Origin of the sequence: Streptomyces sp. CAU 1734 (genome assembly GCF_039888735.1) — a bacterium.
Classification (GTDB): domain Bacteria; phylum Actinomycetota; class Actinomycetes; order Streptomycetales; family Streptomycetaceae; genus Streptomyces.
Genome location: NZ_JBDQQP010000010.1, coordinates 323,273 through 338,077, shown reverse-complemented (window position 1 = coordinate 338,077; position 14,805 = coordinate 323,273). Strand labels below are relative to the sequence as shown.

The following is a 14,805-nucleotide window of genomic DNA, read 5'->3' as shown; positions in this document are numbered from 1 at the left end:
CATGATTTACGGCGCATGTACCGCCCTTGTTTTGGTCTTTCTCCTGTGCGCCACAAATCACGCTTGACGCCCCAGTACCGCTCCTGCGCGTCCCCCCTTCCGCGAGTAAGCCCAGTGCGTGATCACAGTGGTCTGCCCGTCCGCGCGTTCCGAGACGGCTTCACAAGGCCGGGAACCCCGGTCCGAAAGGTCACCCGTGGGTGAGTGGGTGAGGGGCGTCAGAGTGGGCGGGTGCTTCTGGGCGGGCGCTCCCGCACCAGAAGCAGGCGGCTTGGGGCAGGGTGCCGCCTATCGGGCGACGCTCGTGGAGGGGGTGTGCAGGGTCGTCCCCGGAAGAGCCGGCGGTAAGACCGGGGTGATCAGTGCAAGCGGGCCGGTTTCCGCCGGCTCTGAGGAGTCGAGCCCGGAGGACCCCCGGGCCGCCATGACACAAGCACTCCCGCCCCGTACCCGCGCCCCGGAGGGGAGCAAACGGAACAAGACCCCGAGGCACCGCAAGGCGCCGAAGGCGCCTGAAAGCCCGCATCCCGGGCAACCCGAACAACACAGGGCACGAGGCGCACAAGAAGAGCCCCACACCCCGGGACCCCGAACGACATGGGAAACGACAACTCACCGCCCACGCACCGACCCGCACCCGCGAACGAGAGCAAGCAAATTCAGCCCCGCCGGCGTTTGAGGCGCCGGGCCCGGAGTGGGTCCAACACTCTGGGACCTACTCGGGCAGCGGACCGCTTCCGCTGGTCATAGGGGTTCCAGCATGGCAACGGCCACTCTCACCGGGTCCCACAGGAATTCGTCGGTCCCTACAGACCGCATGAAGACAATCACTCAGTCGGGTGTGTGCCCGTGCCATGGTCTGCCTCAGGTGGACCTCTTGCTCAGGAAGTCGAAGATCGTCCGCGAGGGTGAGCGCGCTCTCTCGATCCGTGCCCAGGAGGACCGGGGCCGGGCGTGGGCCGGTGAGAACGGGTACTGCGTGCGGAAGGTGTGGCGGGAGAACCTGTCTGCCTGGTCGGATGTTCAGCGGCCCCGGTATGACGCTGCCATGGCGGCGGTGCTGGACGGAGAGGTACCCGCGCTCTGGGTATATGCACTCGACCGGTTCTCCCGCAAGGGCGCCGAAGCGGTCGTACCGATCCTCGGTAAGGCCCGTGTGATTTTCGACTATGAGCGCCTGGACAGCATGGATGAGCGGGACCGGCGGTGGATCATCGACCGGGCCGAGAACGCGCGGGAGTATTCCACACGCCTGAGCTACAACGTGCGCAGCACGAAAGCCAAGCAGCGCAATGAGGGTAAGTGGCTGTCCAAGGCTCCGTTCGGCCTGGTCGCCGACCCGCAGACCCGGAAGCTGATACCCGACACCACCCCGTACATGTGCGTGGTCGCCGAACGGCGCGAGGTCACCCCGTGGGAAATCATCCGGCGGGTGTTCAAGGAGATCAGCGAGGGTGTCTCGTCGCGCGCGTTGTGCCGCAAGTTCAACGGGGAGGGTTTGCGTACCGGTACCGGTGTGCTGTGGCGGGCGGACGCGATCAGGGCCATCATCGTCCACCCCGTGTACGAGGGGTGGCTCACGCACTCGCCCGGGGGCAAGAACCAGAAAGCCCGCGTGCCGTATCTGAATGAGCGGGGCGAGCGGGTGCGGGTGGTCACGGCCGACGTGCTGCCGCAGATGATCCCCGCCGATCTCGCCGCCCGCGCGCGCCGTGTCCTGTCCGGCAACCAGACGATCAGCCTGATACCCGGCAAGGGCCGCGCCACCCATGCGCTCACCGGGCGGATGCGGTGCGCCACGTGTGGGAGCGCCATGATCCTCGGCGGACCCTCGTACACGTGCTCACGGCGCGGTGACGGCCCCGCAGCGTGCCCCAGTCCCGCGACCGTCACCCGCAAAGCGATCGAACAGTACGCGGTCCAGTCGTGGTCCACACGGCTCCATGCCGCTGACGATCACGACCCGCTGCTGATCGCCGTGGCCGAACGGTGGCAGGCACTCAAGCGTCCGAAGGAGACACAGGAAATCCAGGACGCACGGGCCGAACTGAAAGCCGCGAACGCCCAACTCGACAAGTTCATGACCGATGACGCGACCGACTTCTACACGGGCCGTTCAGCACGCTTCCGCATCCCCCACAAAGTCGCTGCGGAGGCCCGCGTCGACACGGCGGAAGCACGGCTGACAGAGCTGGTCGGCGAGAGCGGCAGCGCAGACATCACGTTCCTGATCGAGGGACAGGGTGAGGAAGCGTGGCACGCCGCCGACCCCGTGATGAAACGCGATCTCATCGGGCTCGCCATCGACACCGTGACCGTCACCCGGGCACCGGGGAAGGGCTGCCGCTTCAACGGCGACGCACGCGTGTCCATCACATGGGCCACCCCGGAGAATGCGGAGCCCGACTCAGACGACTACGACCGGGCGGCATAGCGCCGATACGATCGCCCGTAGTCCGTGCCGACATGGGTGCACGGGTCAGGTGCGGTCCCCGGTGACGGGGCGCAGTACGGCCGTGCCGCCCTTACAGCCCCGGTTGGTCCCCGCGATCGTCCGGGGCTTTCACATGCCCGCACAGGGGCCCTCGGAGTGTCCCCGGACCCCGCTCGCCGGCCCGTGGGGGCGAGGCAGCCCGACCAGCGAGGGGCAAGGGTGTCGAGGGTGACGACTTTGACTCTTTTTCAGGTTTGTATAGAAAACCCTAAGGAAAACTGAGATCGCCGTTTACCCGTCACCCCGTCACCCCCGGGGAATCTGCTGGTCCCTACTACTCCCACACCAGAGAGTGAGTACGACCCGCCAACCCGGCCCCAGAAGCGGTGCGGGAATCTGCTGGTCCCTACTACTCCTACACAGAGACACGGGTTTACTGCACACCCGCCCTACAGAGAGACACGGTGGTCTGAGCATCCCAGCCTTGCCGTTGCACCACGCACCCAACCGGGTCGGCCTGGAGAGCGCCGACGGCTTCCCGGTCGCACGGGGCTGTTCCTGATGACACTCGCCGGTCCGACCGGTCTGAAGCTCCACAGCGGGAGGGGTCGGCGGGCCGAGGGATGACGGGATGACGTTTTGGTACTTGTTTTTGATTACACAAAAAAATAGGGAGAAACCACAGAAGCACCTTCGTTCGTCATCCCGCCACGGTCGGGGTGGGGCGGGTCATCAGCGGCCCCTACAGAACCCCGGGGCCGCAACGGTTCTCCGGTACAGGGCCCTGGTCATTACCGGCCCCTACAACGTATCGAGACCGGAATTACCGCACGGTGGTCCGAGTGCCCGGTTCTCGACACCAGCTCTGTCCGCGCAGCACGCACCCAACCGGGTGGCCGCAGTGGTCATGGGGCAGAGCCTGAGCGACTTCATGAGCCACGTAGCTTTCCCATGGGCTGTGAGCGTTCTTGATCCTTTCGAACACTAGGAGGTGATCCCTTGCCCCGTAGGCCCCGCCGACCGTGCACTATCCCCGGGTGCCCGGAGTTGCCCCCCCGGGGTGGTCGGTGCCCCGCTCATGAGCGTGAGGCAACACGGCTCCGGGAGACACCGGGAACGAGTGCGTACGGGCCGCAGTGGCCCGGGGTCCGCAGGAGATACCTGTACGCGAACCCGTGGTGCGTGCTCTGCGGTACCGCTGCGACCGTGGCCGACCATCACCCGGTGAGCCGGCGAGAGCTGGTGGCACGGGGCAAGTCGAACCCGGACGCACCGAAGCATCTACGGCCCTTGTGCACGGTGTGCCACAACCGCGAGACGGCTCGGCATCAGCCCGGTGGGTTCGCCGCTGAACGGCGCTCTCAGCGTGAGGCAAACGAGGTTCCGCCGTTCTGACGCGGTGCCCCCGGGCGGGGTCCCCCTGCCCCTCCCGAGACCGCACGGCAGGGAGGCAAAGAACTCGCGTCGGAGCTGACGCCGTTTTTGGCGACCCCGAAAGATCAGAAAGCGAGGCTGAATGGCCGACAGATACAGACCCAAACCCGCTATCCAGCGTGCACGCGAAGGAAACCCGCCGAAAGGGATCATCACCGAAGGGGTGGTTGTTCCCCGCGCGATCCTCGCTGAACCGAACTGGGTTGAGGTCTTCCGATTCTCGCCCGACCCCGATGTTGAATCGGCAAACGTCCGATGCCGGGATGTTGCCTCGCAGGAGTGACGGCGCATCGTTCCTGTGCTCGAAGTGGCGGCCGGTATCGGCGACGTGAACCACACCACCGTGAAAGATCTCTGTGTCTGCGTCGCGCGCATCGACCAGGCGGAGCGGGACCTTTCCGAGCGTGGACTGATGGTGACCGCTGAACGCGGAACGGTGAAAAACGGGGCCGCGACCATCGCAGCGCAATACCGCACACAACTGGCCCGCTACATCAGGGAACTAGGACTGTCGCCGAGTTCCCGGGCCGCCATCACCGTGCCGGAATTCGATGACGATGATGACGTCTTCGACTAAATGGGCAGTGAAACCAATTGAAGGGAATCCGACTATGGCCGTAACTCTTATTGAATCCGCCAAGCTCACGCAGGACGAATTGCAGAGAGGAGTGATTGAGACATTTATTCAGGAGTCCCCGATTCTTGACCGACTCCCGCTGATTGGTTTCGAAGGATCCGCCTATGCCTACGGCGAGGAGTCCACACTCCCCGGAGTATCCTTCCGCGCAGTGAATGAGCCTTACCCGGAGAGTACAGGTACGGTGAATCAGCGCATCGAGACGCTTGCGATTCTCGGTGGAGATTCCGATGTGGACCGCTTCATTGTCAAGACGCGCGGGAACTTGAACGATCAGCGCGCGATTCATTCGGCGATGAAAATCAAGGCTGCCTCAATCCATTTCTCTGACCAGTTCTTCAATGGTGACACACTGGTCAATTCGAAGGGATTCGACGGTCTCCGAAAGCGCCTCACCGGCCGTCAGGTCATCGAAGCGAACGGGGTGGGCCCCATCGCGAACGGTCATCAATTCTTTGACGCGCTGGACAAGTTGGCCGCTTCGGTACGTGGCATCAACGGCTCGAATGGCGCGCTCTACATGAATACCCAGCTTATCGCCGCGATCCGTTCCGGCTTCAGGCGTCTGGGTGGTAGCGAATTGCTCATGAGTGAAATTCTGGGCAAGTCTACGACTCTCTGGAACGGTATTCCACTGCTTGACGCCGGACAGAAACTGGACGGCACCGACGTGCTGCCACTCGCCACAGGTTCCAACGGGAAGGAAACCGGAGAAATTTACGCGGTGCGCTTCGGGAACTCGGAAGCGGACGCTGCTGTCTCCGGCCTCACGAACGGTGGAATCCAGGCAACCGACCTCCGCGAGGCGCACGACAAGCCCGTCTACCGAACCCGCATCGAGTTCTATTGCGGTATCGCCATATTCGGCGGAAGGGCCGCTGCCTGCCTGAGGGGCGTACTGAACGGCTGACACAGGATCACAGAACCCCCGCGCTCGTCACTCAAATTGGGTGGCGGGTGCGGGCATTTTCGATTTCGGGCCCAAGTATGAATACACGCATACACGCTCGACCATCTCACACTGGAGTTCCGCGCTCCCAGATCTCCTCGGCGCTACTCACGAACTGATCATACAAACCGCGTTCACCCATTCGCCTCAAATGAAACATCGGAGAGTCATGGCCGACAACCGATGCCAGATGTGGAGTCACAAGCGCTTCTGCATCCATGCGGAAAACGCTGAGAGAAACGTGGTTCGTAGCGTCTTGATCCGCGCAGTAGCGTGCTTCAATCTGAGGGATTTCGGCCAGCTTTCGAAGGTTCCCCAACGTGATCTTAATCCGCGTGGACACGGGGAATGAGCTGTCTTCCACTTCCTCCCTCATTCGCGTAATAGGGCTTTCCGGATTTCCAACCAGAAATCGGATTCGACATCCGGAGCGAGCTTTATGCTGCAACGTTTCGGAGAGTTTCGGTTGCTCGGTCCAAAGGAAGTAGTTCGTGTATCCAGCGAAGAACAGGTCATGGCGCGCGCGGTCAATAAGAGTGGTCCAAACCGAATTGGGACACGACGACCTGAAAGGGTAAGCCGAAACAATCTCGCGATCCGGGCCTGCTTTCATTGCCTGCCTTATTGATGTAGGCCAAAGCATCTCAACGGTTACCCCCAATTCTTCCGCCACCCGCACCGCCGTTCGCGTGTGCGGTTTACGTCCTTCATTTGCAACCCATCGTTCCACGGTCTCGCGCGATACCCCAACGCGGGCGCCCAGTTGGCGCGGCGTTAATCCTGCATCGCGTATAGCACGCTCAAGATCTCTATTCAAGAGTTGAACCTCCGACGTTTCGACCACTTCAACCTTAAGGGACGAGACGGCTCAGATGTCTGTGCGGCGGCACTTACCAGCCTGTGTGCAGGGCTGTTGGGTTGGCTGCGTGCGGCGGAGTAGCCGACAGAGAAGGGACTAGGGCGACGAATCATGATCAGTAAGACCCGATATCACGGCGCCGATGAGACACACATTGTCACCTGGTTACGAACACCAGCAGTTACCTGGAGCATCACGCGTACGCGGCGCATCCTGACTATCCGGGCTGGTGAGAACCGGAGACGGCCCCAGTTGCCCTTCCGTGGAGTCCTGTGGTCGCTGACACCTGAGGGTCACGGACGCCGTGCACTCCGGTCCGAGTTACGGCGGCTGGAGTCGGATCCTGAGTTCGCGTCGCGGTGGCGTGCGGAGGTGGCTGCCGGGTGGCGACAAGTCCTGTTCGAGCGCGCGTTGGACGGTCTGCTGCGTGGTCCTGGTGGGGAGGGTTCTCTGTGACCGGGCTGGCCGGGGCGGACCACGGGTACCGGTGCGACGTGATCGCCGAGGGTGTTGTGTACGGCGGTCGGGAATGTGTGCCGTTCCTTCTGGGAACGTTCACCACCATCTCGCCGAGGCTCGCACTGCGCTGGATGCGCGGGCAGGCGCTGCGGGTCGCGGACGGGCTGGATCCCGGACCCGGTTCCGCCACCAGGGCGCGGAAGGCACCAGCGGCGGGGAATCGTCCGGATGGGCCCACCCGGCTGCGTGACTGGTCCCGGGGCGCCGAGGATGTGGCCTTGCGCCTCCAACTCAAGGACGGCGTACCGGTGACGTTCACCGTGGACGACGGCCCGAACGGACGCTTCACCCTCGCTGTTTGGCCTGTGGCCATGCGGGCGGAGCCGGACCCGATACCCGCCGGCTGCCCCGCAACGGCAGGCGCGGCGCTGTGATCACACCCGCCGCACGGCCCGATGACCGGGATGCCACAAGGCGGAGCGTCGCGCTTGCACCCGCCGTGTGCGCGAAGGCGGGCTGAGGGATGCGAGGCACGTACGCCAAGCACCATCTGCATGCGGTCAGCAGAGACAGCCGGGGGTTTATCAACGGGATGGACTGCCCGCACATCCTGTGCGGACGCCCCGCGACCGTCACCGGAAACCGGATCGACGAGCACAACGATCACATGACACAGGCCCGGTGCGCCCTGTCCGGCGCCGAAGTACTCGACACGGCAGGCGACAAGCTCCGCACCGCCCGCGCATGACCACAATTTCCGTCACCGGCCGGGGACCTCCCGAGACCACCCGGTACCCATCACGGCCGGATGCCCAACCGGTGACGGACCGCCCGCCCCCGCACCGACAGCAGCGAGCAGGGTCGGGCCCCCCGGCCCCAACCGGGCCATGGGGTGCAAGGAACGGCGCGGGGACCGAATCCCCGCTGTTCGCAGAGAATGGGATCGTGTCATGACCGAACGACTGGATTTCGAGTTCACCCGGGTGGCTGCCTGCCGTGACCCGAAGGTGAACAACTGCCCGGAGGTGGCGATCAACGTGCCTGGCGTCGTCGCATTCCGCGACAGCGAGCGACCGGACACCGTCGTTACGATGACATCCGACCAGTGGACCACCCTCACTGACGCCGTGAAGGCCGGAGAGTTCGACCTGAGCGCCTGAAAGCAGGCCCGATGGAATGCCCTCGCTGTATGAACGACTGCATCACGGATCCTGAAAGCGGAGTCCGCTGGTGCGCATGGTGCGGGGATTTCATCGGGCTCAAGCCCCCCGAGTGCCGTGGTCTGTGGTGGTGGCGACAGCCGTCAACCCGCGCTCCGTACCGGCCACGGAAGCACTGAACGGGGAACGCCAAGGCTCCGCCCATCTGCCCATCCGAGGTGGGCGGGGCTACCCGTCGCCCTGGCCGCCATCCGTGGACCGGTCCCGGACGAACGAGCCCATGCCGGGAGTGGTGACGATCAGCCCTTCCTCCCGCAGTGCGGCTGTCGCCTTGCGGACTGTCGTCCGGGCCACTCCGAACTCAGTCTCCATCTGCACTTCTGAAACGAGATGCCGCGCGGGGTACTGCCCGCTGACGATGCGCTGTCTGATCACGTCCGCGATCTGCTGCCACTTGGGTCGGGTGGGATCGAACTCCATCACCATCGCAACGTATACATCGCCACACACCAGCACATAGACATACCTGTATACCCCTGTACATAGACAGGTGCCTATGTGTGCCCCTACCTTCGGAAACAACAACGCCCCGACAGACCGATTAGGCCCGGTCCATCGGGGCTCGCCGAGACAGCTTTCTGAGGAGCTGAACCGACATGCGCGACCTTATCGCGTGCGCCCTTACATGGGTGCTGAACCTCTTCCCGTGGACCCGCCGGCCCGAACCCGGACGGCACACCGCCCATTACCTCACGGCACACCCGCAGACCGAGTGCCCCGTGTCGCCGTGGTCCCGCCCGTGGGCCGGGCCGACAAAGGAACAGGCAGCCGCTCGCTTCCGGCAGGAAGCCGAAGACACCCTGAAACTCCGGGTCGTCCAGCAGCATCGCCGCCGCGCTCTCTACTACGCCACCCACGGAATCGACTACCCGTACATCGCCACCACGCGCGTGCACCAGGCACACGGGGCGGTGTCCGCATGACCTACGAATGGATGCGGGAGCACGCCCCGGAGCCGTTCAGCGCCGTGTGCGTCCACTGCGGGCAGAAGTCGTCCGGAGCCGTGGTGGTCGGCCACGTGGACCGCCCGAGCGGCCCCCCGGTGACCCTGTACGCGTGCCCCGACGATGCCGTGCGGTACGACGCAGGACCAAGCCCGTTCGACATGATCCTGTAGCCCAGACAGCAACCAGCCCCGCCCGGAACCTCTCTCCGGGCGGGGCTTTTCTATGCATACCTACTGATTTTTGAGCTACCAGAGTGTAGGGTCCACCGGGGCGGAGCCCCGGAAAGACATCCGCACCCCGGGCGCCCAGAACAACACAGGCGACGATGCGACACCGCCCCCACACCGACCCGCACCCGCGAACGAGGGCGAGCAAATTCAGCCTCGCTGGGGGTACCTCCCAGGCGAAGCCCTGGGGGAGATTGAGGCGCCGGGGCCGGGGCGGAGCCCCGGAAAAGCACCCGCACCACGGGCAAGGGCGCACAAGACTCCGCCCCGCCGGAGGCAGCCGCGCCGGGGCCGGGGCGGAGCCCCGGAAAGGCACCCGCACCCCCGGGCGAGGGCGCACAACACCCCGCCCCGCCGGAGGCAGCCGCGCTGGCTACTGGTCCGAGGAGAAGCGGACAGAGGACGGCGGCAAGTGCGCACCGCACCAGACGCGCGCCCCGTGGAGGAGCTCATTGTCCGCGCCCACCACCGCACCGTCACCGATCACCGCGCCGTCGAGGTGGACCCGGGCACCCACCCGGGCGCCCTCGCCGACGAGGGAGGCGGAGATCACCGCGCTCTCCTCGATCACCGCACCCGCGAGGATCACGCTGCCGTCGATCCGCGCGCCGGAGGCGACCGACGCGCCGGCGCCGACCACCGTGCCGCCGGAGAGCTTGGCGTCGGGGGCGACGGACGCGGAGTCGAGGACCAGCCGGTCGCCTCGGCGGCCGGGTACGGCCGGTGAGGGCGCACGGCCGAGGACGAGGTCGGCGGAGCCCCGGACGAACGCCTGGGGGGTGCCGAGGTCGAGCCAGTAGGTGGAGTCGACCATGCCCTGGAGGTGCGCCCCGGAGGCGAGCAGTTCGGGGAAGGTCTCGCGTTCGACGGAGACCGGCCGCCCGGCCGGAATCGTGTCGATGACGGAGCGGCGGAACACATACGCGCCCGCGTTGATCTGGTTGGTGACGATCTCCTCGGGCGTCTGGGGCTTCTCCAGGAAGGCCGTCACCCGCCCGTTCCCGTCCGTGGGCACCAGGCCGAAGGCGCGCGGGTCGGGGACCCGGGTGAGGTGGAGGGAGACGTCCGCGCCGGAGTCCCGGTGGGTGGCGATCAGGGCCTCGATGTCGAGGCCGGTGAGGATGTCGCCGTTGAAGACGAGGACCGGGTCCTCGGGGCCGGACCTGAGCCGGGCGGCGACGTTGCGGATGGCGCCGCCCGTGCCGAGGGGTTCCTTCTCGGTGACGTACTCCAGGCTGAGGCCGAGCGACGAGCCGTCGCCGAAGTGCGGCTCGAAGACCTCCGCCAGATAGGAGGTGGCGAGCACGATGTGCTCCACACCCGCCGCGCGTGCCCGCGCCAGCTGGTGCGTGAGGAAGGGGACTCCCGCCGCCGGCACCATCGGCTTCGGCGTGTTGACGGTGAGCGGGCGCAGCCGCGTTCCCTTGCCACCGACCAGGAGGATCGCTTCTGTCACCTTGTCGTCTCTGCTTCCTGTTGAGCCGGACCCGGCGGAGCTGGTCATTCGTTCGAGATCGGCCAGTTTATGCAGTGGAGTCGGAGTCGTGTCCCCTTCTCAGCTCCGTCCCTGCAATTTCGCCGATGCCGTGCGGGTGCTGCCGAGGGTGTTGTAAAGGCGCGTACCGGGGCAGTCGGTGAGGAATCCGTCGCGGTGTCCGGAGATGACCTGGAAGCTGACCTTCCGGCCCTTGGCGTACTTGCCGCTTCCCCCGGACGTCAGGGTGACCTTGCCTTTCGGGTTGCGCTTGAAGAGGCCGAGTTTCCAGGCGGTGAGCTTGGCGACCGCGGTCACGGCCGCCGCGGGGGGTTTGGTGGTGCTGTACGTGCCGAGAACGGCGATTCCCATGGTGTTGGTGTTGAAACCCAGGGTGTGCGCGCCCCGTACCGCCTTGGTGACCCCGCCGGCCCGGCCCTCGTAGACGTTTCCGCACTTGTCGACGGCGAAGTTGTAGCCGATGTCCCGCCAGCCACTGCTCACCACGTGGTAGCGGTAGATACTGCGCAGGACGGAGGGCGCCTGCTTACAGGTGTAGCTGTTGCCGGTGGCGCTGTGGTGGACGAAGGCGGCCTTGACCGTCGTCGAGTAGACGAAGCCCTTCTCGCGGAGCGATTCGCTGGCGCCCCAGCCCTTGCGGGTGACGATTTTCGGCCGGGGACCGATGTACGGCTTCGCGGCGGCCTGGGCGGGTACGGCCTCGGGGGCGATCGGGGCGGGCTTGGCGGCCGGTGCCTTGGGGCCGGCGACGGTTCCCATGGGGCCGGTGACGCTGAATCCCGGCACTCCGGGGGGCAGCGGGCCGGTGACGGTGCCGATTCCCGGTGCGGCGGCGGTGACGGCCGGGGCCTCGCCGGGGTCGACGAGTTCCAGCCGCAGCCCCTGGGGCAGCGGTACGGGTCCGGTGTCCGTGCCGGCCCTCACGCGCACCTCGACGCCGTTCGACGGGCCGACCCAGAGGGGGGCGGTGGAGCCGCGCGCGGCGCGGTTCTCCGCGGTGCCGGGGTCGGCGCCGTGTTCGTGGTTGTGGGTCTCGATGCTCCGCCAGCGGGACCAGGCGCCGGTGGCGATGGACCGGGTGCGGACCTGGGCGGTGCCGTGCAGTTCGGCGCGAGCGTCGTCCCAGACGACGCCGACCAGGGAGAAGGGGCTGACCCTGGGGTGGCTCAGGCGGCGTTCGGTGTCGGGTGCGGCCGAGCGGGTCATGGGGTCGGCGGGGGCCAGCGGGAGCGACCGGGTGGAGCCGGGGATGTCCGGCTCCGGTACGCGCGGCGCGGCGGCCGCGCCGGAGGTCAGGAGGGCCGGGAGTACGAGCGCGGCGGAGACCGCGACGCCGAGGGGGGAAGTCAGGTATCCACGCATGGGGAAAATCCTGGTGCCGGCACCCGGATGGCGCCTGCCGGGAAACTGACGCCGTATCGGGCCGACCGGAGGACCCCGGCACCGGAACAACGGCCCCCGCGGGCGGCGTGGCGCGTAGGGTGACGCGGGTGAACGCCAGCGACCTCACCCCTGCCGACCTGCTGCGATCCGCGCTCGCCGCGGACCCCGCGCGTCCCTTGGTCACTTTTTACGACGACGCCACCGGTGAGCGCGTCGAATTGTCCGTGGCCACCTTCGCCAATTGGGTGGCCAAGACGGCGAATCTGCTCCAGGGCGATCTCGCGGCCGGTCCGGGTGACCGGCTCGCGCTGCTGCTGCCCGCGCACTGGCAGAGCGCGGTCTGGCTGCTCGCCTGTTCCTCGGCCGGGGTGACCGCGGCGCCGGGCGGCGACCCCGCCTCGGCGGATCTGGTGGTGAGCGGCCCCGACACCCTGGAGGAGGCGCGGGCCTGCCGGGGTGAGCGGGTGGCGCTGGCCCTGCGTCCGCTGGGCGGGCGTTTCCCGCAGCCGCCCGCCGGTTTCGCGGACTACGCGGTGGAGGTGCCGTCGCAGGGTGACCGTTTCGCCCCGTACGCACCGGTCGATCCCGCCGCCCCCGCGCTGGTGGCGGGCGGTCTGGAGCTGAGCGGCGCGGAGTTGGTGGAGCGTGCCCGCTCGGACGCGGCCGGCCTGGGCCTGACCGCCGGGTCGCGGCTGCTCTCGGGGCTCGGCTACGACTCCTGGGAGGGGCTGTCGGCGGGTCTGTTCGCACCGCTCGCGGTCGGTGGTTCGGTGGTGCTGTGCCGGAACACGGATCAGCTCGGCGCCGAGGGGCTCCGCAAGCGGGTCGAGAGCGAGCGGGTCACCCACACCGTGCGGTAGCCGCCGGCGGGGCGGCCCCGGGAGGATCCCCTCCGGCCGGAAACGACCCCGCCGCCACCGCCCGCTGATATCACCGGAGAAGGCGGTGCGGCCTCGCGGGACGGCCGATGGAGTCCACCCGTGTGGCCCACAGCAGGGCCGAGCCCCCCGGCTCGGGCCCCAACTCCGGTGGATGATCGGCGAAACGCATGTTTCAACGCACAACCATGCGCGATGTTCAGCCGTCTAGTCCTGAGATCGGCGGTCCAGCGCGCCGCCGACGCCATATGAGGATGGACGCAGACGTGACCGAGAGTGCGGGGACCCCGGCCGGGCCGGACGGCCCGGACGAGGACGAGCGCGCGAACGACGCCGGGGCCGGTTCCGGTTCCGGCTCTGCGGCCGGTACCGGGCACGCACCGGACACTTCCGGCACATCAAATGTATCCGGCGGAAAAGACCCGGATGACCCGTCTTCCGGCTCCGAGAAGGAGGGGGAGAAGAGCGGGACGGCCCCGGACGCGGAAGCGGACCCGGAAACCCCCGCGGAGTCCGGCACGGAGGCGGAAACCCCCGCGGAAGCGGAGCCCGGCACCGAGCCCGACGAGGTCAAGACCGCCGCGTCCGTCACCGCCGAGCCGCACCCGGCTCCCGCCCCGGCCGCCTCCCCCGCCCCGCCCCGCCGCAAGCGCCACTGGGTGCGGTGGGCCGCGCTCGGCACCTCCGTGGTGGTGCTCGCCGCGTCGGGGGTCGCCTGGTGGGCGTACCAGAAGCTGAACGCCAACATCACGACCGACACCACCACCGCCGCCGAACTCCGCACCCATGAGCGGGAACGGCCCAGGCCCATCGTGCTGAACGCGCAGAACATCCTGCTCATCGGCTCCGACACCCGCTCGGGCAAGGGCAACCGCAAGTACGGCCGGGACGACGGCGGCAGCCAGCGTTCGGACACCACGATCCTGCTCCATGTGGCCGCGGACCGGAAAAGCGCCACCGCGATGTCCATCCCGCGCGATCTGATGGCCGAGATCCCGTCCTGCCGCGCCTCGGACGGCTCCCGCACCAGCGCACGGTTCGCCCAGTTCAACTCCGCCTTCCAGCTCGGCGGCGCCGCCTGTGCGATCCGTACCGTCGAGAAGATGACCGGGGTCCGCGTCGACCACCACATCGTGGTGGACTTCCGGGGCTTCAAGAAGATGGTGGACGCGGTCGGCGGCGTGGAGATCTGCCTCAAGAAGCCGATAGACGACCCCGACGCCAAGCTGAAGCTCCCGGCGGGCAGGCAGAAGCTCGACGGCGAGCAGGCGCTCGGCTATGTCCGGGCCCGCAAGACCCTCGGGGACGGCAGCGACACCGACCGGATGGCCCGCCAGCAGCAGTTCATGGGCGCCCTGGTGAAGAAGGTGCAGAGCAATGGCGTACTGCTCAATTTCCCCCGGCTCTACCGGCTGCTGGACGCCGCGACCAAGTCGCTGACCACCGATCCCGGGCTGGACTCGCTCCAGGACCTGACCGAGCTGGTGCGCTCGCTCGGCTCCGTGCCGACCGAGAAGGTGCAGTTCCTGACGGTGCCGAGGCAGCCGTACGCCGCCGACCGGAACCGGGACGAACTGGTGCAGCCCGATGCCGGACAGCTCTTCGCGCAACTGCGCGCGGACGATCCCATCACGGTCCTGCCGGACAGCTCCCGCGACTCCTCCGGGGAGAGCGACGAGCCCGACGGCGCCGAGCCGTCGGGGGCCGCCTCGGCGAGTCCGACCTTCCCCGGCACCAACGCGGCGGTGGGCACATGCAAGTGAAGAGGTAAAGCACTGGCCAAGGTCTGGTCCGCGCCCCATGCGGATTGGGTGGATTGCCCGGTTGTCGGCGACGTGGAATATGTCACGTGCGTCGCCGCGTCTTGAACCGGGCGGATAGTG

General features: G+C 67.2%; 14 protein-coding genes. 10 read left to right on the top strand and 4 right to left on the bottom strand.

Annotation, left to right across the window (positions count from 1 at the left end; genetic code table 11):
* Window positions 1-868: 868 nt before the first annotated feature.
* The 3 genes from AAFN69_RS21515 (at window position 869) to AAFN69_RS21505 (ending at window position 5,415) form a co-directional block, all read left to right on the top strand.
* Window positions 869-2,434 (top strand): recombinase family protein, encoded by a 1,566-nt coding sequence (locus AAFN69_RS21515; RefSeq protein WP_347730246.1) that lies wholly within the window; start codon window positions 869-871, stop codon window positions 2,432-2,434.
* Window positions 2,435-4,157: 1,723 nt separating this feature from the next.
* The gene (locus AAFN69_RS21510) at window positions 4,158-4,445 is read left to right on the top strand and encodes a P27 family phage terminase small subunit (protein ID WP_347730267.1); all 288 of its coding nucleotides are present in this window, start codon (window positions 4,158-4,160) and stop codon (window positions 4,443-4,445) included.
* A gap of 34 nt (window positions 4,446-4,479) precedes the next feature.
* Window positions 4,480-5,415, top strand: a complete 936-nt coding sequence (locus tag AAFN69_RS21505) for a major capsid protein (RefSeq protein WP_347730245.1) — start codon at window positions 4,480-4,482, stop codon at window positions 5,413-5,415.
* Between the two features lie 106 nt (window positions 5,416-5,521).
* Here AAFN69_RS21505 and AAFN69_RS21500 read toward each other — a convergent pair whose 3' ends face one another.
* Window positions 5,522-6,298 carry a helix-turn-helix transcriptional regulator gene (locus AAFN69_RS21500; protein WP_347730244.1) on the bottom strand — a complete coding sequence of 259 codons (777 nt, stop codon included), beginning with the start codon at window positions 6,296-6,298 and terminating at the stop codon, window positions 5,522-5,524.
* A 548-nt stretch (window positions 6,299-6,846) separates the two neighbouring features.
* Here AAFN69_RS21500 and AAFN69_RS21495 point away from each other — a divergent pair.
* The 3 genes from AAFN69_RS21495 to AAFN69_RS21485 all read left to right on the top strand — a co-directional run bounded on the left by AAFN69_RS21495 (window position 6,847) and on the right by AAFN69_RS21485 (window position 7,932).
* Window positions 6,847-7,206, top strand: coding sequence for a hypothetical protein (locus AAFN69_RS21495; RefSeq protein WP_347730243.1), 360 nt, complete (start codon window positions 6,847-6,849; stop codon window positions 7,204-7,206).
* A gap of 89 nt (window positions 7,207-7,295) precedes the next feature.
* Window positions 7,296-7,520 carry a hypothetical protein gene (locus AAFN69_RS21490; protein WP_347730241.1) on the top strand — a complete coding sequence of 75 codons (225 nt, stop codon included), beginning with the start codon at window positions 7,296-7,298 and terminating at the stop codon, window positions 7,518-7,520.
* 202 nt (window positions 7,521-7,722) lie between these two features.
* Window positions 7,723-7,932 (top strand): DUF397 domain-containing protein, encoded by a 210-nt coding sequence (locus AAFN69_RS21485; protein ID WP_347730240.1) that lies wholly within the window; start codon window positions 7,723-7,725, stop codon window positions 7,930-7,932.
* 228 nt (window positions 7,933-8,160) lie between these two features.
* Here AAFN69_RS21485 and AAFN69_RS21480 read toward each other — a convergent pair whose 3' ends face one another.
* Window positions 8,161-8,415 (bottom strand): GntR family transcriptional regulator, encoded by a 255-nt coding sequence (locus AAFN69_RS21480; RefSeq protein WP_347730239.1) that lies wholly within the window; start codon window positions 8,413-8,415, stop codon window positions 8,161-8,163.
* A 173-nt stretch (window positions 8,416-8,588) separates the two neighbouring features.
* Between AAFN69_RS21480 and AAFN69_RS21475 the strand changes: the two genes are divergently transcribed.
* Together AAFN69_RS21475 and AAFN69_RS21470 are read left to right on the top strand one after the other, a co-directional pair.
* Entirely contained in the window at window positions 8,589-8,915 is a 327-nt protein-coding gene (locus AAFN69_RS21475; RefSeq protein ID WP_347730238.1) for a hypothetical protein, read from the top strand.
* Window positions 8,912-9,109: a hypothetical protein gene (locus AAFN69_RS21470; RefSeq protein ID WP_347730237.1), complete on the top strand. Its 198-nt coding sequence runs from the start codon at window positions 8,912-8,914 to the stop codon at window positions 9,107-9,109. The genes AAFN69_RS21475 and AAFN69_RS21470 overlap by 4 nt, the downstream gene beginning before the upstream one ends.
* 430 nt (window positions 9,110-9,539) lie before the next feature.
* Here the strand turns inward: AAFN69_RS21470 and AAFN69_RS21465 are convergent, their stop codons facing one another.
* Both AAFN69_RS21465 and AAFN69_RS21460 read right to left on the bottom strand, forming a co-directional pair.
* Entirely contained in the window at window positions 9,540-10,670 is a 1,131-nt protein-coding gene (locus AAFN69_RS21465) for an NDP-sugar synthase (protein WP_347730236.1), read from the bottom strand.
* A gap of 51 nt (window positions 10,671-10,721) precedes the next feature.
* Entirely contained in the window at window positions 10,722-12,023 is a 1,302-nt protein-coding gene (locus tag AAFN69_RS21460) for a peptidoglycan recognition protein (RefSeq protein WP_347730235.1), read from the bottom strand.
* Window positions 12,024-12,151: 128 nt separating this feature from the next.
* Here AAFN69_RS21460 and AAFN69_RS21455 point away from each other — a divergent pair, with 128 nt between their 5' ends.
* Window positions 12,152-12,904, top strand: a complete 753-nt coding sequence (locus AAFN69_RS21455) for a TIGR03089 family protein (RefSeq protein WP_347730234.1) — start codon at window positions 12,152-12,154, stop codon at window positions 12,902-12,904.
* A gap of 272 nt (window positions 12,905-13,176) precedes the next feature.
* Entirely contained in the window at window positions 13,177-14,685 is a 1,509-nt protein-coding gene (locus AAFN69_RS21450; RefSeq protein WP_347730233.1) for an LCP family protein, read from the top strand.
* Window positions 14,686-14,805 lie beyond the last annotated feature (120 nt).

What these genes read in the sequence shown, in the direction of transcription:
- AAFN69_RS21505 (WP_347730245.1), top strand. Translation starts at nt 4,480, where the DNA reads ATGGCCGTAACTCTTATTGAATCCGCCAAGCTCACGCAGGACGAATTG.
- AAFN69_RS21490 (WP_347730241.1), top strand. Translation starts at nt 7,296, where the DNA reads ATGCGAGGCACGTACGCCAAGCACCATCTGCATGCGGTCAGCAGAGAC.
- AAFN69_RS21485 (WP_347730240.1), top strand. Translation starts at nt 7,723, where the DNA reads ATGACCGAACGACTGGATTTCGAGTTCACCCGGGTGGCTGCCTGCCGT.
- AAFN69_RS21475 (WP_347730238.1), top strand. Translation starts at nt 8,589, where the DNA reads ATGCGCGACCTTATCGCGTGCGCCCTTACATGGGTGCTGAACCTCTTC.
- AAFN69_RS21470 (WP_347730237.1), top strand. Translation starts at nt 8,912, where the DNA reads ATGACCTACGAATGGATGCGGGAGCACGCCCCGGAGCCGTTCAGCGCC.
- AAFN69_RS21465 (WP_347730236.1), bottom strand. Translation starts at nt 10,670, where the DNA reads ATGACCAGCTCCGCCGGGTCCGGCTCAACAGGAAGCAGAGACGACAAG.
- AAFN69_RS21460 (WP_347730235.1), bottom strand. Translation starts at nt 12,023, where the DNA reads ATGCGTGGATACCTGACTTCCCCCCTCGGCGTCGCGGTCTCCGCCGCG.
- AAFN69_RS21450 (WP_347730233.1), top strand. Translation starts at nt 13,177, where the DNA reads ATGGACGCAGACGTGACCGAGAGTGCGGGGACCCCGGCCGGGCCGGAC.